A 25868-nucleotide genomic window follows, 5' to 3' on the forward strand; every position below is an offset into this window, starting at 1 on the left:
GCTGCAGATTTACCTCTACGCGCCTTCAAACGCAGTCACCCCGGCCCCGCTCGCCGCGGGGGGCAGCACAAAGCAGGAGATACCGGAAAACAACTGCTGTTGGCCGCTGCATGCCCGGCAGCACAAACGCCGCCGCAAATCGCCCCTGCTGCCGCGGGCTTTAAACCTGCGGTCTTAGGCGCGCTGAGCTGCTGCACGCGGACAATCATGCCGTTCGACAGGGATGGCGAAGCGAAACACCGCACTGGCAGGCTTTCGGCGCCTGTGTCGATGCGCCCGCCATGAGTCTCGGCAATGGACCTGCAGATGGCAGGGCTCATGCCTATGCCTCCCGCTTTCGTCGTATAAAACGATTCAAAAAGGTGTTCCAGCTCTCCGTCGCGCAGCCCCACGCCCGTATATTGGCAGGGAACATGGTCGGATATGTCATGACCTTCCTACGCCGTTTCCAGACAGACAACAGTCGCAAAACTCCACCGTCCACCTGAGCCCCAATCCGTCCAAGTTAAGAAATGGAGATCTTTCAGCAAGGCTTTTGCGTCATGGATTTGTGGGGTTTCGAGCGGGGTTTCCGTTGCTTTGAGATTCCCTGGTCGATGACGGAAGGTATGGCGTGCGATGAGGGCCAGGGCGTCCGCCAGCGAGGTCGCCGCGGCGATGCCGAGCAACAGGTATGGCAGTAGAGGCTTGAGCACGGAATGCACGTAAGCGCGGTTAATGCATCGGTCGGGCGGCAATTCATGGCAGGCGTGGGCCGTCAGGGTGGTCAAGGCCTGCAAGTTGTCGCACAGCACCTTGGCGGCGAGATCTTGTACCACCGCGTGTTGCGACAGCCCCGAAACATGCTCGAGGTTCAAGCGGTGCTTGAGGCGCTTGAACGCTTCTTCTATTCGCCAGCGCTGAATAACGTCTGAAGCCGGAAGAACCCATCGCGCCAACCGAACGGGCGACGCGTGTCCAGAACTGGAACCGCTCGCCCGGTAGAAACTACGGTCAGGCGTTGCAGATCAGTGAAAGGCCGGCAACGCAATTCCGTATGTCGGCGCATGAGGTAATCCGCCTCGTTTTCCCAGAGGAGCCAATCATGACCTCCTCACACGCAAACGTCCCCCTGAAGCTCCAGCGCATGTTTGTCCACCGCCGAGGACCTGCGGCGCTACCAGCATCTGGTCGATCACGGCACCTCGCCTCTATCACTGAATGCCGCAATCGCGCGACAGAAATCCCTTTTCGAAGTCGCGCTCGACCGCCCCGAACGGATGGTCAGTAAGGATGCACCCGGTGCGCCTGCCCGCACGCTGCCCGTCATGCTCAGCCCCGATGAAGTTGCGCTGTGCGCTCGGCCACGCGCTGGTCCAACTCTGCGGTGGGGCTGAACCACTTGGGCGCAAGTTGAACAACCGTCTACGCGAGCGCCTGCCGCACGGCGGAACGCTATTTAGGGGCTATTTTTTGGGGCTGCCAAAAGAGACTCGGTGTGGCCGGGCATGCAGTGGTTCACCACAGCGAGCCTCTCAGGATAGCTAACTACGAGCGATGTCATGCGGCAATCGTCAAGACCCGATCGGACAAATCAAATTCAATTGCGATTGATTTAAGGCGACGCTCCCAATCCCATACGCCAAACACGTCATGCAAAGTTTGCAGAGGGGTAAGCAGCGATACGGTGCGACTATCGTCGATAGCGATTCGCGAATGGAGCAGCGCTTCCTTCAGAGCAGTGACGCGGGATCTGGGATAGTGCGGTGGTATAGTCAACTTGTTGAAGGGCGCGCTTGTGACAGCGCTTAACATACGGATCACTAATTTATGCGGCAATGCGATCCAGCATCAGATTTTCCGTTACGGTTTCCCACGCCTTGAACGCCTGCTTGCGGGCCTGCCGTTTCTGTTGCGCGTTCGCGTTGTAGCGGCAGTGCATGAACAGGTTGCTCACCTGAGCATGGACCGACGTGAATCGCTGTAGATGGCGCGCCGACTTGAAGCGGCGCATCACCTTCTCGCGCACGCGTGTGGGCTGGTGCGAATTCTCCGCCCGGTTGTTCAGTCCTTTGTGCTGCCAATGCCCCACGTTCAGGCCCAGTTCGCTGTTCGCCGCCGCGTAGCTGCGCAGCTTGTCCGTGACGATCACGCGTGGGCAGCCGTGGCGCCTGGGACCTATCCGTCATTTCGTGGGCGAGGCATATCATGAGGTAAAAGATCATGGATATGCCGATGAAGAAGAAACGCACCGTGGCTTCTCAGGCAGCGGCCCGAGGGCCGCTGCCTGCCCTGCCGGAAGGTTTGCTTGACGAGCTGGTCAAGGGACCGATGACACCCACCGAGGTTCAGGACCTGATGCTGGCTTTCAACAAGGCCGTCATCGAGCGCGCCATGGGCGCGGAGATGAACATGCATCTGGGCTACCCGCCGGGTCACCTCATCCAAGTGCTAGGTGCCACTTGTCGCCGCGACCCGGCGCTGTCGAACGGATACGCTTCGCGATCGCAAGACCGAACTTCGTCGGCCAGCACCGCACCGCTTCGTACGTAAGCTCGATTCCCCGTGCCGCCAGCAGCTCCTCGACCATGCGCAGGCTGAGCGGGAACCGGTAGTACAGCCACACCGCGTAACTGATGATTTCCGGCGGAAATCGATAGCCCTTGAACGAAATCGGCGCCTCGGCCGACGGCAAAACGGAGACGGAAGCTTTCTTCATGCCCCATTATATTTGTCGACCCCGGCCTCAACTTGACAATACCCTTGGCGCTCATAGCGCTGAAGTACTTCGCCGCCGCTCCATTCATCGACCTTACGAATGGCTGTCTCATACCTGCGTATGACTGGCTTACTGTGACGGCTCCCGCTACATTGCCGGAAAGACTCGAACCCTCGCTACCTGGACGCCTCGCTGCATCCAAAGGTATGAGCGCGTTATGCCCATGGAGGGCTGCGGCGACCGTTCGTACAATGGTTTTCTTTTGGTTGTCCGTCTACCTTGATTCCATGGAATTCGCGATTTTCATTTGAGTGGCAGCCATGTTAGACGTTCCGCGTGGCTGGGCTTATATCCGTAGCAGCGCGTACGACGAGTACACGTTCGTCCCCTGTCTGGATAAGAACTGTATCGCCGGACTGTTGACCTTAGCTTGGCCGCATCTGTATCCAGTGAGGGTCACGATGAGCAGGAACGCAAGAGATCTGGTCCAGCTGGCGTCGAGACGATCCGATGTCGACGGTAGCGACCAGCGTCTTCTAGGCGGTACATAAAACGAACGCTGATCAAAACGCTCGACCAGCCTATCGTCTGGCCGACTGGACGAAGGGCGCCAAGGCCCCGTTGATCGGGGATGCCACAGGAGATTGTCATGTTCATCTATTCGATCCGTTATCGCGATGTCTGCGGCCGGTGGTCGGTTGCCTTCGCACAGGCTGCTTCACAGTCCGACGCTGAAGCGATTGCAACCTGCCGTTATGGCGCGTTCCATTCCGTCAGCCATGCGCGATTGGTTCCTTGAACAACGTAGCCTGGTAGCCCGAACGGCCAAATTGGACCGGAGCAGCAAGTTTAGCCCATCGCGTCGCGTACGCAGCGAATGGCTGCTCGCGAGCCCCCGGGCTCGGCGTCGCATGCGGCTACCTCATCCGTTCCAATACACACAACAAGGAATTCCTCGCGTCTTACCCAGCTTATCCTTAGGGAAACATGCTCTATCAATTGCACGAATTCCAGCGGGCACTTCTGAGCCCACTCACCGCCTGGGCCCAGGCGGCATCGAAATCGTTCGCGAATCCCGCCAGTCCATTGGCTTACGTGCCGGGCGCCACGCGTCTGTCGGCCGGTTACGAGCTGCTGTACCGGCTCGGCAAGGACTACGAAAAACCGGAGTTCAACCTGCATCAGATCGTCAAGGACGGGCACAATATCCCGATCGTCGAACAGACGATCATCGAAAAACCGTTTTGCCGTCTGATGCGCTTCAAGCGTTTCGCCGACGACAGCGACGCCGTTACTCAATTGAAAGATGAACCGGTCGTGCTGGTATGCGCACCGTTGTCGGGACACCACGCCACGCTGCTGCGCGACACCGTGCGCACGCTGCTGCAGGACCACAAGGTGTACATCACCGACTGGATCGACGCGCGCATGGTGCCGCTCGAAGACGGTCCGTTCCATCTCGACGACTACGTCGCGTACATCCAGGAGTTCATCCGCCACATCGGCTCGCAGAACCTGCACGTGATCTCGGTCTGCCAGCCGACGGTGCCGGTGCTCGCCGCGATTTCGCTGATGGCGAGCCGCGGCGAAGACACGCCGCGCACGATGACGATGATGGGCGGTCCGATCGACGCGCGCAAGAGCCCGACTTCGGTGAACTCGCTCGCCACCCAGCACTCGTACGAGTGGTTCGATAACAACGTGATCTTCACGGTGCCCCCGAACTATCCGGGCGTGGGCCGGAAGGTCTATCCGGGCTTCCTGCAGCACACCGGTTTTGTCGCGATGAATCCGGAACGTCACGCGGCTTCGCACTGGGACTTCTACCAGAGCCTGCTGCGCGGCGACGAAGACGACGCGCAAGCGCATCGCCGTTTCTACGACGAGTACAACGCGGTGCTCGACATGGACGCGAACTATTACCTCGACACGATCCGCGTGGTGTTCCAGGAGTTTCGTCTTGCAGAAGGCACGTGGGACGTCGCCGGCGAGCGCGTGCGGCCACAGGATATCGAGAAGACGGCGCTCTTCACGATCGAAGGCGAACTCGACGACATTTCCGGCAGCGGCCAGACACGCGCCGCTCATGAGCTGTGCACCGGCATCCCCGAGAAAAACCGGCGGCATTTCACCGCCGAAAAGTGCGGCCACTACGGGATCTTCTCCGGCCGCCGCTGGCGCACCATCATCTATCCGCAACTGCGCGAGTTCATCGTAGAACACGATCCGGCGCCAAGAAGTGTCTGCAAAGAAGATCGGCGCGAAGAAATCGACGGTAACGAAAGTAATACGAGCTATTCCTGCGCGACCGTCTGACGGTCGCGCCAGTTGCCAGGCGGCGTTCGGCTGTGGTCGGTGGCCGTCCGGAAAGGGGCTGCCCTTTATTGTCCAATGTTGAAGAGCAGAACCTGCCCGAAAGCGCCAGTTGGTCCATGGTTCCGCGAAACAGTCATTCAGTGGGGATCCGAAGCATGACGCGACCGGCCGGTATGGCCGTGAAGCAACGTTCAACATCGTGAATTGAATGGCCGCCACCTGAACCAGCCAGCCAGTCCATAAGCGGTGCGTTACCGCGACTCAAGGGCGTCGTGTCGCACTTGCGCAATCTCGCCCGGATGTTGGCCGCGGTATGCATCGAAGAGCTGTGAGCATAGCTGGGCGAGCGAATCAAGGTCTACGGCCTGGTCTGCGTGGTCGACCTCGCCTGCGCTGAGTATGTCGTCGAGAACCGGGGCGAGACGGCGTAGTCGCACGAACGTGGCGGCCTCAAGTTTCATATTGAACCTCCTGTGGCCAGGCGGTGGAGAGCACCCTGAGACCGCCTGTGTTCTGGGGATGCTTTAGCTGAGTGAGCCCGAGTCCAACATACATCAACTCCAGCGCGTGTCAGGCGCCTGTGCGGGCTTGGACCAGCTCGCTGGCGAGAATCATTGCGTCTCTGTTAAGTGGTATGACTCGTCCGCGGACTCGTGGACGGTAGACCGAGTCGCCCAGATTGATATGCTTGCCGGATAGGGCGCAACACCCTGACGCGCGAGCGAGACAGGCCGACCAGACCTGCTCTTCGTAGTTGCAAAGCGTCGCGTCACGCCAGCGCAGCACGAAGAGAGAATTGGACAGTTCGTCAACGACGGTCACAGTGAAGGGTCGCACGTCGCCGCCCGTCTGCCGGGGACGGAACGGCTCGCCCGTGGAGCGGGGACGGACGGACAGGGCCGGAGTAGTTCGCATCGGGTCTGGCGGGGAAGAAAATCGATGGATGGCTGCGAGCGTCGATGCCCAGGGGTCCATGCCATTCGGCGAAGAAGTGCCGCAAGCGGACTTTGACTGGGCGAGCCGGCCCGGCCGGTGCGGCGACGGATAATGGGCTGAAGGCAGCGCGGGGACAATAGACGTACGATTGGAGCCACTCTCTGACAGGATGTCAGAGTCCGTACTCGGTTCAGCGTTCAACATCGTGTTCCTCCCTTTAGCACAGCGGCCTCAAATCTGAAGTGCAACACCTATCTCGTATAAGGTGTTGCGATGCACGAAAGAACTCAGTACCAGCAACTTCAACCTGAAGAGCGTCTGACCATTGCAAGCCTGCATCTGCAGGGTTCGAGTATCCGGGCCATGGCCCGGATACTCGGGCGCTCGCCGGCCACCGTTAGCCGGGAACTGACGCGAAACAGCTCTCCCGCTGGCTACGCGTCCGTGTCGGCTGAAGCACTCAGTGCCGCACGCCGCAGCGCGGGTCGCCATCCCACAAAGCTTTGCCTGCAAAGCGTCTGCGGGCGTATCGTTCTCACCCTGCTCGAGTGGAAATGGTCACCCCAGCAGATATCCGGCACACTCAAGCGTATGTATCCGACCGACCCGACCCAGCAGGTTTCGCACGAAACCATCTACACGGCCATCTACGCCCAGCCGTGCTTGCGCCATGGTCACAGCACACGCATGCCGCGTACACGGGGCACAGACCGGCGCGGACAGATTCCTGACATGGTCAGTATTCATGTGCGGCCGCCCGAAATCGAAGACCGACTGCTGCCTGGGCACTGGGAAGGCGACTTCATCAAGGGTGCCGGCAACCAGTCCTCGGTAGGCGTGCTGGTCGAACGGACCAGCCGGCTGGTGCTGCTTGCCAAGATGGAAGACGCCACCGCCGCTTCAGCGCTGGCGGGCTTCTCCGCCAAACTCAATTCGATTGTCGCGCCATTACGGCAGAGCTTCACCTACGACCAGGGCAAAGAAATGTCGCGCCATAAAGGGCTCACCGCCGCAACCGGCGTGAAGGTGTACTTCTGCGACCCCCACAGTCCCTGGCAACGCGGCACTTGCGAAAACACCAATGGGCTACTGCGCCAGTATCTGCCCAAAAGCACAGACCTTTCGGTCTACAGTCAGGACGAACTTGACGCTATCGCCGACAGTCTGAACAGCCGACCTCGCGCGACTCATGCCTTCCATTCACCCTTCGAGGTCTTCGCCGCGACCCTTGCCTCAGCAAGCCAACCTCAAGGCTCTAAACATTAATCCCGCTGTTGCGCTTCACTCTTGAAACCGCCCACTGTTTCCAGCGGCTGCCCTTTCTTCGAAAATGCGGTACTCCTTGATGAAGGCAGGAATGGCTTTTTTATTGGCGGCATATCGAAGTGACCAGTCAAGGCGATTGGGCGTTACTGTGACTGTGCAGTCGAAGCAGTTCGAGCAGGCGCGAGGGTGCGACTGGCTTTCTCAGAAACGCCGACACCTGCAGGTGGGCCGGTGGTGTCGCCACCGCTGAGTTCAGAAGGACAGGAATGGTTGCGAAGTCCGGCTCGGCCGCGAGCGCGCCTATGAGCGTGGGTCCGTCCATGACCGGCATCATGAAATCGGAAACCACGATGTCAGGGCGCCTTCGGCGTGCTGCCTGCAGTGCCTCATCTCCGTTCAACGCAGTCATTACCTCGTAACCTTCTCCGCAAATCAACGTTTCAAGCGCCTGAAGCAGGCTCATGTCGTCATCGACCAGTAACACCGTCACCATGACCCGCCCCCGAAGCGGTGGTCTTTCACTTCGTCTGTTTGCCGGCAACAGCTATTCCGCTGCTCCCACGCGTTGAAAGCAGTCCATTGGACGGGAGCGTTCTCGCGGCAGCTGACGCCGCCAACAGCAAAGTCTGTGCTTCCGTCTTCATCCGGTGCGCATGTTTGCCCGGTGGGTGCAGCCTGACTCGCGCGTATTACCGCGACAAGCGATGGCCGACATTCCGACGCTGACTTTCCGCCTGCGAGCATTTTCGGTTCAAACGCCCCTCGCAGAAACTCTGGGACCGCGTCGCTTAGCGCCTGCGACAGACGGTCGAGCGTCTGTTCTCTTCCGTCGTCGAGGGCGGCTGCCCACAGCGCCGCGAGTTCTTCCGTCAGTGCGGTGGCAATGGGCGCGAGCTGTGTTTTGAGGTCTTCGCGTAGAGTCGGAATTCCCGATGGGGTAATGCTCCTCAATGCAGACTTGCGCTTTGCGGCCATTGGTGACTCCCCAAGGTCTTTCGGTAGCGTGCATCCGTGCAATGCGTCAGTGCGGGGAGCCGTTGAAATGCAACGACCTGCACAACAGAGCTTCGCAGCACGTGGCTAGAGGTCGAATAATCCCTGACCTACGGCTACTGGATGCATATTGCGGAGAGGTCGACGGTACGGCGATAGATGTTCCTGCCACGCCACGCCACGGCACGAACGTGTACTCCGCATACGCGTTACTGCCGATATATATCCAGTTATGCAGAACAGCCGACACGACGAATCCTTGAAGACGTTAAAAAAGCGAACGGGTCGGGCCACCCCAAAGGGGATGTTGTGGTTGGGCCGAACCGTGAGCTTTGCGCTGTCGTAACGGAAACGCTGTCTCGATGAGAGAAGAGTAGGTTTTGCCGAATGGCAAATCTACTATGCGGTCGGATATGTCGATACCGCGTTAGCGTTACGTGGTTATACGGGCGTATAACTTCGCTTAGGAGATTAACGGGCGGTGCCGAACCGTGCATAGTCCAGTCCCGCCTTGACCCTGAAGGCGATGTTATCGCCGCGGTTAACGACTCGGGGTCTGGTATTCGTGAGGAAAAGCTTCCGCGACCTTCGAACCGTTCTGTACGACATGCATTTCCGGCAGGGTGATGAGTCTGCGATTTCCAGTTCTATTGATGCAGCCCATGGTGGGCAAATCTGGGCCACCAGTTGTTCCTACGGCGGCGCAACATTCTCATTCAGCCTCTCGGCAGCCCTGACACAGGAGGTGAATACCTAGGCGGCATGTAAGCGCTCCGCGCGGGTTGCGTCTACAAGGAAGCAGTATTGACTGCCATGCCGGTCTCGACCGCGATATCCCGGAGGCTGTTGCCCTGGCGACGCAGAATCTCGATTTCCATGTACTCCTCGTAGCTGATCACGGGCCGCCCAAAAGGAGCAACCCTACAACGAGGCGTATCAATTCCTAACTGCGTTGCTGTATCAATTCACAACTGCGCGCGACATCCACCATACGCCCCGCTGATGTGATTGTGGGTGGATTTGCCCCTATACCTTCGGTCATCGCCTAGACACCAAGGTTGATGATTGGAGCGGTGCCCGAACTGTCACTGGTCGATTGCATTGCAGCGCACGCTCGAACTTCCTCGCGCCGAGCTGTCGGAACTACATGCCTGCGAAGCCAGAGGCAGTCGTGGTGCCGGGATGACCATCGTCAGCCGTGGCGGCGCCACCTCAGCCAACGACTCGATCGCCAGCGCGTCATGCGCGCACGCATCGGCGCCGTTCGGCTCGTAGCTGTCTGGGCAGCCCGGATTGTTGTCCGCGCGCACAGGCGGGCCGCGCGACTCAGAACACAATGAAGCACAAGCGACCTCCCTGTATCAAGCTGTACAGTGCGAATCTTGGCGTGCAAGAAAAACAACCCGATCGATGCGATGCTCGTCACCGGTTCCTGTCGTCCTCCGGGCAATTGAATGCGGACACGGCTCAGATTCACTGTTCCCCGATACACGATCCCGCCTAGCCACGATACGAACGTGCATAACGTTCTCCGACCGAAGAAACTGATGACCAAAGAAGACGCTGCCGTTGCGGAGATGTACCGCGAACGCACCGACCATGGAACCAACGTAAACGTGCAAGACAAAAAAGACCATTCTACGAATGGCACGCATTGCTCCTGCTTAGGAATGGCTGTCCCATACCTAGGTATGACTGGCTTACCGTAACGGATCCCGTTACATCGCCACTCGAACACTCACTTCCGGGATGCCTCGAGGTATCCAAACGTATAAGCGCGCTATGCCAACGGAGGATTGCAGCAACCGTTCGTAGAATGGTTTTCTTTGGGTCGTCCGTCTATCTTGATTCCATGGACTTTGCGTTTTCATTTGAGTGGCGCCATGTTAAATGTTCTGCATAACTGGATTCACGTTCGTCCCCTGGCTGAAGAAAAGCGTGTATCGCCGGACTGTTGACCTTAGCCGCATCTGTATCCAGTGAGGGCCACGATGAGCACGAACGCAAGATATTTGCTTGAGCTGTGCCGAGATGATCCGACGTCGGCAAAACTGAAGATGGCCGCGAACATCATCGCCGTCGGCGTCGCAGATCAACACGAGGGCTGCTGACATGAACGCGCTCGAACAGTGGCGCTCCCGACCGCTGCAGGTCAGTGTTCTGGATCGCTGCGATGAATGCGGCGAGATGAAGGAAGACGTCCAAAAGCGCGTGAACTATTGGCCGAATATTACTGCCGTCTGCTGTGGGAAGTGCTTCATCGAAATGATCGGCGAACACGGCGGATTTTGAGTCCTACGAGGAGTCAGCGATGACCGGAATGATTGTGACTGCTGCCGGCGGTTGGCACCCCTGGCAACCGCTTTTCGATCGCAGCATGCAGCACGCAGGATGCCCGCGTGTCTCGAGTCGGAGAAACGGCGGCGTTCCCGTCCGCCCTTGTTCGCACGCAGCGGGCGACTCGGGCTGACGGCATGCGCCAAAAGCGGTGGGAGTCCGGCGCGGGCATGAGTTAGATGACGGTGGCCGTTCGGCGCGCGCAGCGCAGAGCGCCGCACATGTTCGCAGTAGTCGCCATGTGGCTGCGCTCAAAGCGGAGAGAGGCCACGAGTTTTTTCTTGGCTTGTGGGGGGAAGGGCGCCAACTCAGATCAAGCGCCTCGGACAATATCCCGTTTCTGAGGCAGCGGTTCTTCAGGGATGGACGTCAGCCATGCCGGCTGTGAGCTGACGGCAGCATAACCATCGACGATCAACGCTAACGCATGACGCCGAGGCTCGATTTAGCCGTTGTTACCCGCGACGCGGGGATCATTCGGACAGCCGCTAGAGAGTGTTCGGCCACCGGACCTGGCGCTGCCGGGCGTGGGACTGGAGACTCAGGGGCTGGACTCCCAGGCGCCTGCAAACGGCGGAGAGATAAGGCTTGCCGAATCACCTCCATCAGGAGCCTGAAAGACTGCGGTGGCGATGGGCTTCCTTGGTACGGCAAAGGCTTGAGGTTATTGAGGCACGCGGAGCCCATAATGGGGCGCCGGCCGCCGCCTGACGGGTGATGACCCGGTGGTCATTTCCCAGACCGACGTTAAGGAAGTCTGTGCCATGCGAATAATCTTGGGGCTCCTGGCAATCGTTGCAATTTTTCCGGCGCCGGCATTCAGTCATGCGCTGGACAATCACTTGACGTGCGGAGAAACGGCACATGACTTCGTCACCAGTCTCGTCGACACTCAGTCCATCGTGACCCCCGCCATGCGGGTTGAGCCGAATTCGGTGAACGTGTTTCGCCCCACGAGCGACGCCGGGTTGACTGCATTCGGCCTCCGCGTTCATGCCGTTTTTGGATACCAGCCGGATGATCCACTTTTCAAAGCTGGCGGAAGCAACGCTTCGCCAGGTGCGGTTTACGGTGTGGTTGTGCTGGGTTCGGCGGATTCGGTCAAGCGTCTTCTCGGAGACGCTGGGAGCACTGCAGTCGTTCATCCGGTCATTCCCCTGGTGCTGACGGCCATCGTATGCAGGCAGCCCTCGAGTGCAGCCGCCAGACGGCTTTCCGCCGATGGGCAATGATCAAGGTCACATCGAGAGCCTTGTCGCTGAAGGCTTCGGAGAGCAGCCGTCAGATGGGTCTGAAAGGATGGAGGCGACTGCCCACTTCGGCACGTGCGTCCAGCGCGCCGTGACCCTGGACGAGGCTTTGAGGATCATCCGGCCGCGCCTGCCTCAAGAGACGAAAACATAAATGCAGCAGATCGATAGAAGCGGCCGCCGAAACTGCACCAGCCGAGAAACCGCCGCGCATGCCTGGGCGAGCTGATCCAGATCAACGGCAGCGATCATCGCTCGTTCGAGGAAACGCGCGCCGGCGTGCACGCTGCTGGTGTTCATCGACGATGCAACCAGCCGGCTGATGGCGCTGCACTTCTCAGCGACCGAGTCGACTTTCAGTTACCTTGAGGCGATGCGTAGCTACCTGGAACAGCATGGCAAGCCGGTCGCGCTGTACAGCGACAAGGCGAGCGTGTTTCACTGCAACAGTCATTCAACCACGCCTGGCAAGGGCGTCACGCAGTTTGGCCGCGCGCTGTACGAGCTGAATGTGGATACGTTCTGCGCGAACAGCAGCCAGGCCAAGGGACGCGTCGAGCGCGCGAACCTTACACTGCAGGATCGCCTCGTGAAGGAGTTGCGGCTACGCGGCATCAGCACGAAGGAGGCGGCCAACGCTTACGCGGGCACTGTCAAGTTGAGAAGCATAGGCTACGTGCCGGCCTCAAGAATAGTTATCCTTATCAGATAGCCCGGTTGGCTGCGAGTGAGGCGCTCCAGTCATGCCATGTAGCGAGCCGTTCTTGCGACATGGCGCGATGACATGCCGCGTTCATCCGATGTCTGGGCAACGCGAAGTGCTGCCGGATCGGGCCGAAGCATGAGAGAAACGCCTGCGTGCGACGGGCATCGCGAAAGCCGCACATCTGGCGTTCGCGCCTGCGGGTTGGCTGGTGACTATTCTCGGCGCGGTTGTTCACGCGCGCAGCCGATTTGACGAAGACGTGCTTCACTTGGGCGAGCTCAGGAATATCGGCCTTCGCCGCCGGATAACTGCGCAACTGGTCGGTAACGATCTTGCGCGGCACCGGATTGGATCGCAGCACCCGCCGAAAGAAGCGCGTGGCCGCGGCCTTGTCGCGCCGCTTTTGCACCAGCACGTCGAGTTCGACACCTTGCTCGTCTACCGCTCGCCACAACAGGTACGGCTCGCCGCGCAGCGTCACGAACATCTCGTCCAGATGCCATGTGCTGCCCGGCTTGCGCCGCGCCGCTTTGGCGCAACGGGCGAATCCAGCGCCGAATTTGTCGCACCAGCAACGGATCGTTTCGTACGTGACCACGACACCACGCTCGAGCAACAACTCTTCAATGTCGCGCAGGCTCAGGCTGAACCGGAAATACCAGCGAACCGCGCAGCTGATGACGACGGGCAACTCCGGAAACGGTTGCGCCGGGCTCGAAGGTCTCGCGCACTATCGCGAGCTTCTCCTCGACAGAGCGCCGAAGGCGCTGTTCGGGCTCGGTCAAAACTTCAATGGGTTCCACGTTAGAACTGGGCTTAAACATAGGCGTAAGACTACCTCAAAGTTTAAGCGTTACCTCGTGTCCGGTTTTCGCGGGGGCCGGCCCATTTTCGCAGCGGCCGACCAGTCGCTTGAAGATGCTCAAACCGCAAGTTTCGGCCTGAGCTTGTAGTGAACTCATGATTCTCTAACCCTTTCGGGAGCCGAACCCGAAAGGGACGCTCCCATTCTTGTACGGAGCGAACAGATGGAACGTGATATTCATAGGCTTTGTTCGGAAGGGTGCCTAGTCGTTGTAAAATTGTAAGCTCAAGAGACCCGGAAAGACGTGGATGCCGTACAAAGCCAGACTCAAAGACGGTCAGGAGCGTAAGCGCAAAAAGCCCGCCTACCGGGTGATGAACTGTCGTGAATACAACGAGAGCCTGAAGAAGCGCGGAAAAATCAGCCTCTATTTCCCCGAGGGCGATCTCAAGGCGCAATTCATCACGGCGTCGCCGTACGTGCGTGGCGTCTCGGGCAGGCTGCCATCGTACACCCCGGCCTACGTTGAACTGCTCTATACGTTCTACCGCCTGTTCGGCTGGGGGATGCGGCAGATCACCGGCTATATGGAAGATTACTGGGCCGGCCATGGGTTGGAAATTCGGGTTCCCAGCTTCGGCCACCTGTGTGATCTGTTCGCCGCGCTGGAGGTCAAGGTCACGCAGCGTTGCGAACGGCTGGCCAGACGACTGGCCGACGGCGAGGACGTGAGCATCATTGTGGACAGCACAGGGATGAGTTTTGGTCGGGCCAGTGAGTGGTACGAGCAGAAGTACGGCAAAAAGGCGGCGAAAACGCCGTGGCGCAAGATGCACCTGTCGATTGACGCGGACATGAACGTTCACGCGATCGCCATCACCGGCACGGACGTTTCGGATAGCGAAGGGATGGACTGTGTCCTGCCCGCCGACATCCGGGTTGACCGTGTGATTGCAGACGGCGCCTACTACAGCATCGAGCGGGCCGAAGCCCTGTCGCGATCAGGCGCGCTGCCTGTTATTCCACCGCCTTCTCATGCGGTGGTGCACGGCGAAGAACGGACTCAATGGCATGACAGGATCGTTGGCTACATCAGGGAAAAAGGCATTTATGCGTTCCACAAAAAATATGGCTATGGGCAACGCGCGCTGGTCGAAGCGCAGATCTCCCGGATCAAGAGATGCATCGGCTCGTCCCTGCTGACACGACAACCCGCGTCACAGGAACGCGAGGGTGTGGTCATCGCCAACCTCCTTAACCGATGGAACTCGTTTGGCAGGCCGGTTTCTTGCAAAAATGGATAGTTGCGCCTGTAGCAGGGAAACTCGGACCCTTCCGAACAAAGCCCCACCTATGTCCTGACTGGCGCAGGATTGCTTACGAAATATGTTTAATCAAACGCGAAGATTTTCGCGTCCAGCGAACTGCTACATAACGTCCTTGGAAAGAAGGCAGGACTGTCATGAAAAACGCGAAGCTTAATCCTAACAACGAAGGATCCGGCGCAATTTCGGCGAGGCATTTTTCGTTCCTATCCTATCTGTTCGCCGCCGTCTTTTTAGGTGCCTGGATGTCCGTCGCGTCCGGGCAGTCAGTTGGACAGCCTTTATCTCCAGAAGTCACCGACTTAGCTCCTGCCGCGACGGCATCTCCGATCAATACGTTGGCGGCCACGTCCGCGAACGTGTTGACCTATCATGGCGACACGAATCGTACTGGTTGGAATTCGAGCGAGACGACCCTTACCCCTTCCAACGTCAGAGCCGGTTCGTTCGGCGTCGCGCATGCAATCAAGCTCGGCGACCCAGTGAACGACTGGGTCGACGCGCAGCCATTGGTTGTTTCAGCGTTGAGCGTAAACGGGACAACGCAGGATGTCGTATACGTCGCCACCGAAGCCAACAACATTTACGCCTACTCGGCTTCCACCGGCAAGCTGCTCCTCCAACGGAACCTCGGGACTCCGGTACCGCGATCGAGGCTTCCCGGCGGCTGTGGCAACAACGGCCCCACCGTGGGAATCAACTCCACGCCGGTGATCGATCTGGGCACCCACACGCTATATGTGGTCTCGTTCAAGCTGGTAAGCGGCACGCCGAGCTATTGGCTCCACGCTCTTGACATCACCGCCTTGGCTGACAAAGCGGGTTCTCCGACCTCGGTCTCGGCTTCGCATACCCTGACGAACGGCACGACCCACCATTTCGCCGCACAGTTCAGCCGCCAGCGTGCCGGTCTTCTTCTGGCGAACGGAAACGTCTACGCCGCTTTCGGCAGCTTTTGCGACATACGCGCCGATGAGTCGAGAGGCTGGTTGTTGGGATGGAAGGCGAGCACGCTGTCACCGCTGCCTGCGAATCAGTTGATGGACAAGCTGTCGACTTCACCCAACACCTTTTTTCTGTCATCCATCTGGATGTCCGGGTATGGCATTGCCGCAGGTCCGTCGGGGGTGCTGTACGCTGTCACCGGGAACTCAGACCCGTCTGGTACGACCTACGCTCCTCCAAACAACATCCAGGAAAGCGTGGTGAGGCTCTCTGCCGACTTGACCACCTTGCAGGACTATTTCACCCCTTCAGGTACTAATGGTGTCGCATCGCTAGATGAAACGGACGACGATTTCGGCGCCGGTGGGGCCATGGTTATACCGGACATCCCTGGACAATCGGCTTCTACGCTCGTTGCCGGCGGAAAGCGCGGCCGTCTGTACCTCATCGACCGGGCCGCGATGGGTCACAACGACTCCGGCAGAGCGCGTTCCATCGCCGATTTCGGTTCCTGCTGGTGCGGCCCATCGTATTTTATGGGATCGGACGGCGTCCGCCGCGTTGTCAGCAGCGGCGGCAGAAGCATCAAACTATGGAAGGTTCCGGCAACGGCGACGCTGCAACTGGAAAAATCGTTTTCTAGCATCCAATCCGGCCAGGATGGTGGCTTTTTCACGACGATTTCATCGAACGGCACAACATCCGGGTCCGCGATCATCTGGGCCGTCGGTCGCCCCACCTCCACTACTGCGCCGGCCAACGTGACGCTATACGCCTTCGACGCCTCAGGTGGCACAACACCGATCTTCTCGTCCGTCGCCGGCTCCTGGCCTCACGGCGCCAACGCCAACATCGTGCCCACTGTCGCCAACGGCAAGGTCTTTGTGGCCAGCTTCGCAGCCCTGAACATCTTCGCTCCGGGCGGGACGCTCGCTCCGGTCGTAGTCCCGCCCCCGGCTACTCCGCCAGGACCTCTGCCCAGCCAAATCTACGGAATTGTCACTTCGGTAGGCACGTTGCAAATAACCATCCAACCTCAGACTGGAGCCCCTGTGCTCGTTGACACTTCGGCTGCCGAGCAGGCTCACCTGAGCGTTCCGCTCGTGGTCGGAAAGGCCGTCCACGTCTTCGGCCCATTCAGCAGTGGAGCGTGGCACGCGGAAACAATTCTTCGTGCCAAGGACGACCCTGAATCTTGGGTGCCCACGAACTGACGCCTTTGCCAATTCCAGTTTGTGCCGAAACCGATTGGCGCTAATGGAAGAACTGCTGCAATCGGTTTCAATCTGAACGAGGCAAAGACTGGTGGTCACCATTTACATAAGGGCTAGCCCTAGCTTCGCATGTGATGCCGGCTGCTGTCGACACCGGGCATGAAATTTCGCCGGGCCGCCGGCGCAACGCTGTTCCAACCGCTGTTTCAACCGAAGGAGAAAGCACGTATGCAATGGACGACTCCGAGCTACACCGACGTACGCCTCGGTTTTGAAATCGTGATGTATGTCGCTATGCGTTAAGCCCGCAACCGGGCCGCACGCCGCGGCCCCTTGCGGTTTCGGTTTGTGTTTGACCTCTGCTTCGAAAAGACATTTCGCAAGCACAAGCGCCCGGTGGGCAGGAGTTGGCGCATGGATGAAAGTTATATCAAGGTCAAAGGCCCGGCTTGAGGCGTAATCGCTGTCGGCCTCAACCCGCTCGATAAAACTGAATCCGCCGACGTGTGCTCAAAGATTTGGCGAAAATCCCAGATTGATATTGTCTCGCCGCGTGGCTATAACACTCGAGCATCCCGTCCCAGCACCACTCATCGTTGCCCGGCACAGATAAACGATGGGCTTCTCCAATCCTTCTTTTCATTGAAGGACCTGCTCTCCGCGTGGCAAGAAACCGCATTTTGGTCGTGGTGTGGTTGCCTGTCGTCGAGGACATTAACTCGTTTTCCTACGGAGAGATTCACCGAAGCGGCCAGGTGTTGATGGTGTTCATTATCTGGTGAAATCGAATCAACGTCGTTCTAATGATTAGGAAAACACAATGGATATCGAAATTGATGGAGTGCTTAAGGCGGCGAAGGTCAAGGCGTCTGCTTGCGCCATTGTATGTGTGCTCGGCTGGTCTACGTTAGGCCACGCGGCAACGTGGACAAAGCTGACGAATGCTGCACCCAGTGGAGTGGGGACCATGGTGCTGTTGACGGACGGCACAGTCATGGTGCAGGGAAATCCTTACGACACCTGGTTGCGCCTGAGCCCCTCCGCTACCGGAAGCTATGTGGACGGCACTTGGTCCGCTTTGGCGCCGATGAGCAAGGCGCGTCTGTATTTTGCGTTGAATGTGTTACCGAGCGGCAAGGTCTGGGTTCTTGGCGGCGAATATAGCGGCACCCCACTCCAGCAGAACATAACGAACACGGGCGAGTTGTACGATCCGCTGGCCAATACGTGGGCTCCCGTAACGGACTTTCCGGAGCAGTACTTTGGAGATGATCCTTCGATGTTGCTACCGAACGGGAAAATCCTCGCCGGGTCGATTTTCACAAACCAAACCTACCTTTACGATATCGCATCGAATTCGTGGTCGTTTGGGGGATCCAAGGTTTATCCAGATCGCAGCGACGAGGAGACCTGGGTCAAGATGGTCCGCGGTAAAGTACTTACCTACGACCTTTTCGAAAGCGTCGCGCAGAATGGTCAATATGCCGAGACCTACGATCCCACCACGCATACGTGGTCGAGCATCAGTCCGAGCGACGGCTCTGCACGCGGGACCATTCCAGCCCTGAGCAGCGCCGCAATCGGATACGAGCTTGGCCCGTTCCTGAAAATTCGTGGCAATGGAGTTCAGGGGCAGATCTTTGGTATCGGTGCGACCGGGCATACCGCTCTGTACTCACCCTCGACCAACACGTGGACACCCGGCCCGGATGTCTTTGGTTCGCTTGCCGGCAAGTCGGTTCTTTTTGGTTCTGACGATGCACCCGGCGCGGTGATGCCGAGCGGCCATGTCGTCTTTGCTGCGGACGCCGGGCCCACAAGCGGTTTGTTCGGTCCTCCGACGCAACTGTTTGATTACAACCCAGTCGCAAATTCGATTACGCCTCTGTCGCCGAGCATCCCTGATTCTAACCTTGGCAGCATTCCGGCATTTATCACAAGGCTGCTGGTGTTGCCGAACGGCCAGATACTGTTCTCTGACTCGTCACGCCAACTCTGGATATATAGCCCGGATGGCGCTCCACAGCCATCATGGCTACCCGTTTTTTCGAACGTCAAGTACAGCGGCGCAGGGGTTTTCACGTTGCACGGCGTCCGCATGAATGGCCAAGCCGCGGGATCAAGCTACGGCGACGATGTTGAATCGGATGAAAACTACCCCATCGTTCGCCTCCAGGACGCGGCGGGCCACGTGTATTACGGAAGGACCACGAATTGGGCCAAGACGGGCGTCGGTCAGGGTGCGAACGAGGAGACGGTCGATTTCACTCTGAAGACAGGCATGGTACCCGGCGACTATTCGATTATCGTGAGCGGCGCGGGAATCTCATCCACGCCGCGGTGCGTCACGATCACGAGCGATCAGATCAAGGGAGTCGCTGGGACATCAAACGCCGCCATTACGTGCCACGGTAACTGACGGTTACACCTGAATCCGGGACGCCTGCGGCCTTCGCCCGCTGACCGCAGGCCGCTCCGGGCACGCGAACTCGCCAACGATGCCGCATTGGGCAGCAGGTTGCCGACCAAGCTTGGGCGAGCCGCCAAAAGTGACGTCTCTCGGGGCATAGTAATGGCCGCTCCAGAACAAAAGCCGCCCACTACACGTCAGTGGGTCGACCCGACGGCTCAGGGTCGTGTGCCGCCCCTCGATGTCAGGCAGCACCCGGCCATCTTGAGACACTCGTAGGCGCGCCGCGGCGGACATTGCAACGTCGGCTTCGAGCCAGACAGCGGACGCTGGCCGATCGACCATAGCTGCCGCATCGCCGGCTCAGCCGGCTCGCGGACCGCAACCGCCAGAAAAGTGCTCGTGCTGCGTGCAATCACGATGAAAGTTCTGGATAAACCGGCACGGTGAACTGAAAGACAGCGCCGCGCGGCACGTTCGCGCTCGCCCACAATCGGCCGCCGTGTGCTTCGATGATCGAACGGCAGATTGACAGTCCCATCCCCAAACCGGCGGACTTCGTGGTGTAGAACGGGGCGAAAACGTGTTCGGCGCTGTCCGCGGCAAAACCCGGCCCCGAATCGAGCACCGCCACGAGCACGCAGCCAGCGTCGGCTGTCCCCGTGGTGACTATTATTTCTCGTGCGCCATCGCTGACGCCGCTCATCGCCTCGATCGCGTTGATGACCAGATTGAGGAGGACTTGTTGCAGTTGCACCCGGTCGCCTTCGATATGCGGCAAGCGCCCCGCGAGTCGCGTCTGCACTGAGGCGCCGCGCTTCGTTGCTTCGCCACGCGTGAGTTCGATCACCTCGCGGATCGCCTCGTTGAGGTCCATCCGTTCCTTCCGTGGTGGCGCCTTCCTGATCAGCTCACGAATCCGGCCGATGACGTCCTCCGCACGATTGGCGTCTTTCACGATACGGCCGAGCGCCTGCCGGACCTTATCCGCGTCAAGAGGCTGCGCGCTCAGCCAGCGCAGCGCCGCCTGGGCGTTAGTGACCGTCGCGGCGATCGGCTGGTTGACCTCATGGGCGATCGAGGCCGCGAGCTGGCCCATGGTGGCCACGCGGTTCGCGTGTGCCAGCTCGATCTGCACCTCACGCAAAGCCTCCGCTGCGCGCTTGGCCTCGGTGATGTCCTCGCACACGATCAAGACGACCGGTCGCTCCTTGATCAACATCGTTCTGGCCGTCTCGCGAACCCAGAGCACCGCGCCATCCTTGCGGACCTTGCGCAGTTCCCAGCTCATCGGTCGGCCGAGTTGTTCGAGACAAAGGGCGGTATTCCTCTGGACGGCCTCCCGGTCCGCCTCGAGAAACAGGTTCTGCACGGGAGAACCGATCAATTCGTCGGCCGTGTAGCCAAGCTGCTCGGCACCAAGGAGGTTCACGGACAGGATGATGCCGGCCGCATCCACCATGAAGAACATGGTCGGGTTGTTCTCGAAGACGGCCTTCCATTGCTCCTCGCTCTGCCGCAGCGCCTCTTCCGCCCGCTTGCGCTCGGTCAGATCGAGCACGAACGCGACACCTTCCTTCCGACTTGCTTCAAACGCGGCCGTACCGATCATGACGGGCACACGGCTGCCGTCCTTCCTGATGTACTCCTTTTCGAAGGGCTGCGCGCGCCCCGTCTCCCTGATCTCTCGCAGGACTCGTTCGTCGCCCTGACGCCATTCCGGCGGCGTCAGGTCCGTCCACCTTATGCGGCCTGCAACAAGGTCCTTACGGTCGTAGCCTACCATCCGAAGAAACGCGTCATTAGCCTCGAGAATGTCACCATCGTGATTCCGGACGATGATCCCGATGATATTGGCGTCGACGAGGCGCCGGATCTTGGCTTCGCGTCCGGCGAGGTCGCGGTACAAACGGGCATTCTCCAGCGCGATCGCCGCCTGCGAGGCCACCAGCCTCAGCACGGCGATCCGGGCCGGGCCGAACACGCGGGTAGTCAGATTGTTTTCGAGGTAGAGCGCGCCGGTCAGCCTGGCCTGATTCATCAGGGGCAGGCAGAGAATCGAACGGGCACGTTGCTGACGGATGTAAGGATCAGTGGCAAACGGGGGCTCGGCCACGGCCTCGTCGAGAATGACGCTCTCGCGGGTGCGCAGGACGTGGTAGAGGACCGACTCCGGCAGCATCGCCGCGCTCACCGGCACATCGCGCAGCTGCAACTGGGTCGCGTCGCCGCCGCTCGTCGCTTCTGCTGCTATCCGGTGTTCGCCGCCGTCCGACAGAATCAACAGGCCGCGTTCGGCGCCGGCCTGTTCAATCGCCGTGCGCATCAGCGTATTGATCAGCTTTTCTAGGAGAATGTCACCCGAGACGGCCTGCGATACCTTGATCACGGTGGCGAGATCGAGGCGCTCGACCGGTGTCGCGATCGTGCCCGCGGGGCCGGGTGCGGGCTCTTCCGTCCTCAAATGCGGATACAACTCCTCAAGCTGCCGCACCTTGCCATCGGCGCCCCAGCGAAGGTAGCCGTAGCGGGCGTTGCGCAGGTACAGCTCGGCGAACTGGTCGAATCGGCGTGCTCGGTAGAAGGCGGAAGCACGCTCATAGGCGATCGCCTCGTTGTGGACAAAGCCGTTCTCCCGTGCCGAGCGAATCGCCTGCTCATACAGGTGCTCGGCATCGACCGCGCGGCCTTCGATGCGGGCGAGCTCCGCGCCCACCAACGCGGCCCGGTTCTCGAAGTTCTCCGGGCAATTCTCTTTCCAGACTTGGAGCTGTCGGTGATGGGCGGCGAGCGCCGCGACGTGCGGCCGGCGCTGGCCGGCCGCGGCGGTGTCGCAAGCTGCCGCGTGGGAAAGCGCGCCGTAAAAGTGATATTCCGCCGTTTCGAACAGTGACTGCGATGTCCACAGCAGCCGTTGCGCCATCGATGACGCCTCAATAGCTGCCCCATAGTCGCAAGCAAGGAAGCGCGCCTGCAGCTTGCGGATCCAATACCAACATTCGGCACGCGCCAAATCCCGGTTGCTTGCGAAACGGCGCTCAATCCGAAACTCGTCAAACCGCTCGTCATTAAAGGAGCCGAACGTCGGCGTCAGGCCGCGGAGCATCCGGACGAGCCCGAGCTGCGTGCCGATGATGTCGCCCGCGAGACCGAACCGCAGTTTCTGCGCAACCGCCAGGCCATGCTCGGCTTCGCGCTGCACGTCGACGAGCGGATCGCCCGCCGCGAGCAGGTTCGTGACAATGTGGTAGCTGGCATACGCCGTATAAGTGAGATCGCCAATCTCGTTTGCGACTTCGAACGCACGACGCACCAGATCGCGGCCAGCGCGGACATGTCTCACCCAGGGCAGGCAGACAGCGCCAAAGTTCATATAGGTCCTCGCCTGAAAGCGCTTCAATCCACGTTGTTCGACCAACTCATAGCCGAGTCGGCCAAACCGAAATGCGGCTTGATAGTCGCCAAAGCGCGCACCGGCGACCGGGCCGAGCACTACATAGGCGAGGCATGAGCCATCGCTGTTGCCCCGCTCGAGGCTGAGATTGATGGCCCTACAGACGACCAAGGAAACAAGGTTCTCATCCGTAAAAAATGCAGGCGGCAGAATCTTCGTCAAAACGTCCAGCGTCGCAAGGGATGTCGTATCGCTCATCAAAGGCAGATCAAAGATCTCTTCGATTCTGCGGCCTCCGAGCTGGGACCAGATCCGGTCGTATTCGCGTTGCACTTCCTCTTCCGTCGGATGCGGCGACCAGTCGACGCCCAGATGTCGAAGGTACTCGAGCCCGACTGATACCGCGCGGTCGCTCTGACCGAGGTTCGTGTACAAATCGGCGCGCAAGCACGCGACCGTGGCTCGTTCACGCGTATTTGCGGTGCGGGGCGAAAGCGCATTCAATCGCTGCTCTGCGGCCGCCAGGGCGCCGGTGAGGAACTCGCATTCGGCCCCGTGCAGCTTCAGCGCAAAGATCAGCTCATGCTGGCGCTCCCAGCTGTCCTCCGCCAACAGTGCCGCGCCGACATTGAGATAGGCGAGTGCCGAGGCGTATGCGGTGGACTTCTTGGCTCGCGTGCCGGCGATCAGATTGAGTTCGGCGAGTTGGTCCCGCTCCTGTTGCTCGGTAATCAGAGCGACGCCGCGGTTGAGCTGGTTGACGATGTCGAAGATCGCCTCCTCTCGTTTGTCGGGAGACGTTTGAGCCGCGAGCAGCAGCCTGCCGATCCGGAGATGGACTGCCGCGCGCGAGGCACCCGGGAGCAATGAATAGGCGGCCTCCTGCACCCGGTCGTGCACAAATTTGTAGGAGCCGTCGAGGTGCATCACCAGTTCCTGACGGACCGCTGGCCACAGCGCCGCATGAACGTGCTCGTCCGGTGTCTGGAGAACGATCGACAGCATCGCCAGCTCGGCGATGTTGCCGAAGCCGGCGAACTGTTGCAAAGCATTCAGCGTCTCGACCGGCAAGCGGGTCAGCTTGCCCACCATGAGGTCCACGACATTGTCGGTGTAGCCCTTGTCGTCAATGCGATCGAGATCCCACAACCAGCGCGCCGCCTTATGATCGAAGCGGAGCAAGCCCTCTTCGGCGAGCGCTTGCAAAAACTGAATCACGAAGAATGGATTGCCGGCGGCCTTTTCGTGCACCAGCTGCGCCAGCGGCGCCGGACCCGAGGCTTCGCAGCGGAGCGCATCGGCGATCAACTGCCCGACGTCGTCACGGCCGAGCGGCGCGAGGTGAATCTCCTGCATGTGCGCTCCGGCTTGGCGGATCGCACCGAGCTTGCGCATCAGCGGATGAGCGGCATCGATCTCGTTGTCGCGATAGGCGCCGATCAACATGAGGTGTTGCAGATCCGAGCGGGTCAGCAGGTCCGCGAGCAGGTCAAGCGTCGCCGCATCGAGCCATTGCAGATCGTCGAGGAAGAGCGCCAGGGGATGGTCCGGCCGGGCAAAGACGCCGATGAAGTGGCGGAACACGAGCTGGAAACGGCTTTGCGCCTGCTGCGGCTCGAGCTCCGGGACCGGTGGCGGGTCCCCGATGATGAGCTTCAGTTCGGGGACGAGGTCGGTGATGAGCCGTGCATTGGGCTCCAGCGACCCCAGCAACGCGTCGCGCCAGCTCGCCAGCTCGGTATCGCTCTTGCCCAGAAGCGGCAGCACCAGGCTTTGAAACGCCTGCACCAGCGTCGCATAGGGAATGTCGCGCTTATACTGGTCGAACTTGCCGGAGGCGAAGAGCCCGCGCGGCGGCACCAGCACCTTTTGCAGCTCATTGACGACCGAGGACTTGCCGATCCCGGAATAGCCGGAGACCAGCACCAGTTCGGGCGCACCGCAGGTGACGACCCGATCGAACGCGGCAACGAGGGTATCGATCTCGCGCTCCCGTCCGTACAGCTTCTCGGGAATCAGCAGCCGGTCGGGGGTGTCGTGTTCGCCCAGCGGGAAATCATCGATGCGGTGCCGATGCTCCCATTCGGTCAGGCAGCGCCGCAGGTCGCGCTCGACGCCGTCGGCGGTCTGGTAGCGCTCCTCGGCGGTCTTGGCGAGCAGCTTCAGGGCGATCCGAGAGAGCGGAGCAGGGACGGTCTCCAACCGCTCGCTGGGCGGCACCGGCTTTCTGGCGATATGGCAGTGCACCCATTCCATGGGGTCGGCGGCCGCAAAGGGCAGCACGCCGGTGAGCATCTGATAGAGCGTGACGCCAAACGCATAGAGATCACTGCGGGTATCGATCGAGCGGTTCATCCGGCCGGTCTGCTCGGGCGCCATGTAGGCGAGCGTGCCGGCGATGGTCTCGGGCGGCTCGGGCGCCTGTCGCTCGCGCGGCAGGCGCGATGCTATGCCGAAGCCGGTGAGCCGAGCCTGTCCGTCCGCGCAGTTCACGAGGATATGGGCGGGCTTGAGGTCCTTATGGACGAGGCCGCGCTGGTGGAGCTTGCCCAGCGCCGCGGCGATGCCGACGGCGATGCGTAAAAAACGTCCCACCTCCATGGGCGCGCCGAGCAGCCGCGCGAGCGGCTCGCCGCCCGGATCCTCGAGCACCAGCAGGGTCCGGCCGCCTTCGTGCACCAGCTCCAGTGGCCGCACCGCCCACCCGCCATCGAGTTCGTCCTTCAATCCGAATTCGTGCGCGAGGCGTTCGAGGATGCCGAGTGGGGGATGTTCGGCGGCGGGCCGCGCAATCAGGACGTTGTCGCCGCCGCCGCCATCGCCATCGCCCGGGCGCCGCCCTCGACAGAAGACGCGCTCGCCATCGTTCCATAAGATTTGAAAGCTGTTACCCATCGCGCCCGAACCATACTACACATTTATCTGTCGCACTCTGCCGTCAGACTGCCGCCTGTTATTGAGTTAAGAGGACGATAACATCCGTCCGCCTAAATGGGCCGGGTGCGCGCGCGACGGCATCGCTATGGGCTGCAACGTTCTACAGCCGCAAGCGTCTCGTCAGGATACACTTCGGCGACCGCGGCGCCATCGGGATTGGGTCGAGGGCCGCGGTGAGGACCTGCACGTTACTCGGACTGTGCCATCGAACGGGTGGGGCCTGGCGCGCCACCGACGCGGCTTCGGCGCCGTGGCCAAGGCTGGCCCGAACCGTGCCGCGGAGGGTTCGCTGCAGAGGCGCTCCTGGTTCGTGACCCTCCGCCCCTCCATCAGACT

17 protein-coding genes and 5 pseudogenes are annotated in these 25868 nt (G+C 60.2%); 13 read left to right on the forward strand and 9 right to left on the reverse strand.

Features of this window, described 5'->3' with window-relative positions:
• Nucleotides 1-35 precede the first annotated feature (35 nt).
• On the reverse strand, nt 36-392 hold the full coding sequence (locus tag OKW45_RS20655; protein WP_429470770.1) for an ATP-binding protein: 357 nt from the start codon (nt 390-392) through the stop codon (nt 36-38).
• Nucleotides 393-437: 45 nt separating this feature from the next.
• A complete protein-coding gene (locus OKW45_RS20660; protein WP_239499108.1) occupies nt 438-857 on the reverse strand; it encodes a hypothetical protein in 420 nt (139 codons plus the stop codon).
• Nucleotides 858-1130: 273 nt separating this feature from the next.
• Between OKW45_RS20660 and OKW45_RS20665 the strand changes: the two genes are divergently transcribed.
• Nucleotides 1131-1376 carry a site-specific integrase gene (locus OKW45_RS20665; RefSeq protein WP_429470772.1) on the forward strand — a complete coding sequence of 82 codons (246 nt, stop codon included), beginning with the start codon at nt 1131-1133 and terminating at the stop codon, nt 1374-1376.
• 431 nt (nt 1377-1807) lie between these two features.
• Here OKW45_RS20665 and OKW45_RS20670 read toward each other — a convergent pair.
• Nucleotides 1808-2163: pseudogene (locus OKW45_RS20670) on the reverse strand (DDE-type integrase/transposase/recombinase); the annotation flags it as partial.
• Nucleotides 2164-2202: 39 nt separating this feature from the next.
• Here OKW45_RS20670 and OKW45_RS20675 point away from each other — a divergent pair.
• The 3 genes and pseudogenes from OKW45_RS20675 to OKW45_RS20685 form a co-directional block, all read left to right on the forward strand.
• Nucleotides 2203-2415 (forward strand): annotated as a pseudogene (locus OKW45_RS20675) (IS256 family transposase); the annotation flags it as partial.
• A gap of 932 nt (nt 2416-3347) precedes the next feature.
• On the forward strand, nt 3348-3497 hold the full coding sequence (locus tag OKW45_RS20680) for a hypothetical protein (RefSeq protein ID WP_162633939.1): 150 nt from the start codon (nt 3348-3350) through the stop codon (nt 3495-3497).
• A 188-nt stretch (nt 3498-3685) separates the two neighbouring features.
• On the forward strand, nt 3686-5014 hold the full coding sequence (locus OKW45_RS20685; RefSeq protein WP_429470774.1) for a polyhydroxyalkanoate depolymerase: 1329 nt from the start codon (nt 3686-3688) through the stop codon (nt 5012-5014).
• A gap of 251 nt (nt 5015-5265) precedes the next feature.
• Here the strand turns inward: OKW45_RS20685 and OKW45_RS20690 are convergent, their stop codons facing one another.
• Both OKW45_RS20690 and OKW45_RS20695 read right to left on the reverse strand, forming a co-directional pair.
• A complete protein-coding gene (locus OKW45_RS20690) occupies nt 5266-5475 on the reverse strand; it encodes a hypothetical protein (RefSeq protein WP_018420695.1) in 210 nt (69 codons plus the stop codon).
• Between the two features lie 109 nt (nt 5476-5584).
• A complete protein-coding gene (locus tag OKW45_RS20695) occupies nt 5585-6154 on the reverse strand; it encodes a DUF3331 domain-containing protein (protein WP_429470776.1) in 570 nt (189 codons plus the stop codon).
• Nucleotides 6155-6223: 69 nt separating this feature from the next.
• Here OKW45_RS20695 and OKW45_RS20700 point away from each other — a divergent pair, with 69 nt between their 5' ends.
• Nucleotides 6224-7216, forward strand: coding sequence for an IS30 family transposase (locus tag OKW45_RS20700; RefSeq protein ID WP_429470777.1), 993 nt, complete (start codon nt 6224-6226; stop codon nt 7214-7216).
• Nucleotides 7217-7343: 127 nt separating this feature from the next.
• On the opposite strand, the gene OKW45_RS20705 is transcribed toward OKW45_RS20700, so the two are convergent.
• A complete protein-coding gene (locus OKW45_RS20705) occupies nt 7344-7709 on the reverse strand; it encodes a response regulator (RefSeq protein WP_429470778.1) in 366 nt (121 codons plus the stop codon).
• 2612 nt (nt 7710-10321) lie between these two features.
• Between OKW45_RS20705 and OKW45_RS20710 the strand changes: the two genes are divergently transcribed.
• From OKW45_RS20710 to OKW45_RS20720, 3 genes and pseudogenes are all read left to right on the forward strand, one after another.
• A complete protein-coding gene (locus tag OKW45_RS20710; RefSeq protein ID WP_429470780.1) occupies nt 10322-10501 on the forward strand; it encodes a hypothetical protein in 180 nt (59 codons plus the stop codon).
• Between the two features lie 809 nt (nt 10502-11310).
• Nucleotides 11311-11778, forward strand: coding sequence for a hypothetical protein (locus tag OKW45_RS20715; protein ID WP_429470781.1), 468 nt, complete (start codon nt 11311-11313; stop codon nt 11776-11778).
• 189 nt (nt 11779-11967) lie between these two features.
• Nucleotides 11968-12442 (forward strand): annotated as a pseudogene (locus OKW45_RS20720) (ISNCY family transposase); the annotation flags it as partial.
• Between the two features lie 58 nt (nt 12443-12500).
• Here the strand turns inward: OKW45_RS20720 and OKW45_RS20725 are convergent.
• Entirely contained in the window at nt 12501-13193 is a 693-nt protein-coding gene (locus OKW45_RS20725; protein ID WP_429470782.1) for an IS6 family transposase, read from the reverse strand.
• Nucleotides 13156-13326, reverse strand: a pseudogene (locus OKW45_RS20730) (transposase); the annotation flags it as partial. The pseudogene OKW45_RS20730 and the gene OKW45_RS20725, both read right to left, overlap by 38 nt.
• A 289-nt stretch (nt 13327-13615) precedes the next feature.
• Between OKW45_RS20730 and OKW45_RS20735 the strand changes: the two are divergent.
• From OKW45_RS20735 to OKW45_RS20755, 5 genes and pseudogenes are all read left to right on the forward strand, one after another.
• Entirely contained in the window at nt 13616-14611 is a 996-nt protein-coding gene (locus OKW45_RS20735) for an IS5 family transposase (RefSeq protein WP_429470784.1), read from the forward strand.
• Nucleotides 14612-14769: 158 nt separating this feature from the next.
• Nucleotides 14770-16791: a hypothetical protein gene (locus tag OKW45_RS20740; RefSeq protein WP_429470786.1), complete on the forward strand. Its 2022-nt coding sequence runs from the start codon at nt 14770-14772 to the stop codon at nt 16789-16791.
• A gap of 228 nt (nt 16792-17019) precedes the next feature.
• A complete protein-coding gene (pqqA, locus tag OKW45_RS20745) occupies nt 17020-17094 on the forward strand; it encodes a pyrroloquinoline quinone precursor peptide PqqA (protein ID WP_429473329.1) in 75 nt (24 codons plus the stop codon).
• 60 nt (nt 17095-17154) lie between these two features.
• Nucleotides 17155-17235, forward strand: a pseudogene (locus OKW45_RS20750) (IS6 family transposase); the annotation flags it as partial.
• 376 nt (nt 17236-17611) lie between these two features.
• Nucleotides 17612-19210 (forward strand): Kelch repeat-containing protein, encoded by a 1599-nt coding sequence (locus tag OKW45_RS20755; RefSeq protein WP_429470788.1) that lies wholly within the window; start codon nt 17612-17614, stop codon nt 19208-19210.
• A 406-nt stretch (nt 19211-19616) separates the two neighbouring features.
• Here OKW45_RS20755 and OKW45_RS20760 read toward each other — a convergent pair whose 3' ends face one another.
• Complete coding sequence (locus OKW45_RS20760) at nt 19617-25490, reverse strand: ATP-binding sensor histidine kinase (RefSeq protein ID WP_429470790.1); 5874 nt, start codon at nt 25488-25490, stop codon at nt 19617-19619.
• Nucleotides 25491-25868: the final 378 nt, after the last annotated feature.

The organism is Paraburkholderia lebeckiae, assembly GCF_050436225.1.
Classification (GTDB): domain Bacteria; phylum Pseudomonadota; class Gammaproteobacteria; order Burkholderiales; family Burkholderiaceae; genus Paraburkholderia; species Paraburkholderia tuberum.

Excerpts from the sequence above, each read along its gene's own strand:
- OKW45_RS20680 (WP_162633939.1), top strand. The coding sequence starts at position 3,348 with ATGTTCATCTATTCGATCCGTTATCGCGATGTCTGCGGCCGGTGGTCG.
- OKW45_RS20685 (WP_429470774.1), top strand. The coding sequence starts at position 3,686 with ATGCTCTATCAATTGCACGAATTCCAGCGGGCACTTCTGAGCCCACTC.
- OKW45_RS20690 (WP_018420695.1), bottom strand. The coding sequence starts at position 5,475 with ATGAAACTTGAGGCCGCCACGTTCGTGCGACTACGCCGTCTCGCCCCG.
- OKW45_RS20695 (WP_429470776.1), bottom strand. The coding sequence starts at position 6,154 with ATGTTGAACGCTGAACCGAGTACGGACTCTGACATCCTGTCAGAGAGT.
- OKW45_RS20700 (WP_429470777.1), top strand. The coding sequence starts at position 6,224 with ATGCACGAAAGAACTCAGTACCAGCAACTTCAACCTGAAGAGCGTCTG.
- OKW45_RS20705 (WP_429470778.1), bottom strand. The coding sequence starts at position 7,709 with ATGGTGACGGTGTTACTGGTCGATGACGACATGAGCCTGCTTCAGGCG.
- OKW45_RS20710 (WP_429470780.1), top strand. The coding sequence starts at position 10,322 with ATGAACGCGCTCGAACAGTGGCGCTCCCGACCGCTGCAGGTCAGTGTT.
- OKW45_RS20715 (WP_429470781.1), top strand. The coding sequence starts at position 11,311 with ATGCGAATAATCTTGGGGCTCCTGGCAATCGTTGCAATTTTTCCGGCG.
- OKW45_RS20735 (WP_429470784.1), top strand. The coding sequence starts at position 13,616 with ATGCCGTACAAAGCCAGACTCAAAGACGGTCAGGAGCGTAAGCGCAAA.
- OKW45_RS20740 (WP_429470786.1), top strand. The coding sequence starts at position 14,770 with ATGAAAAACGCGAAGCTTAATCCTAACAACGAAGGATCCGGCGCAATT.
- OKW45_RS20755 (WP_429470788.1), top strand. The coding sequence starts at position 17,612 with ATGGATATCGAAATTGATGGAGTGCTTAAGGCGGCGAAGGTCAAGGCG.
- OKW45_RS20760 (WP_429470790.1), bottom strand. The coding sequence starts at position 25,490 with ATGGGTAACAGCTTTCAAATCTTATGGAACGATGGCGAGCGCGTCTTC.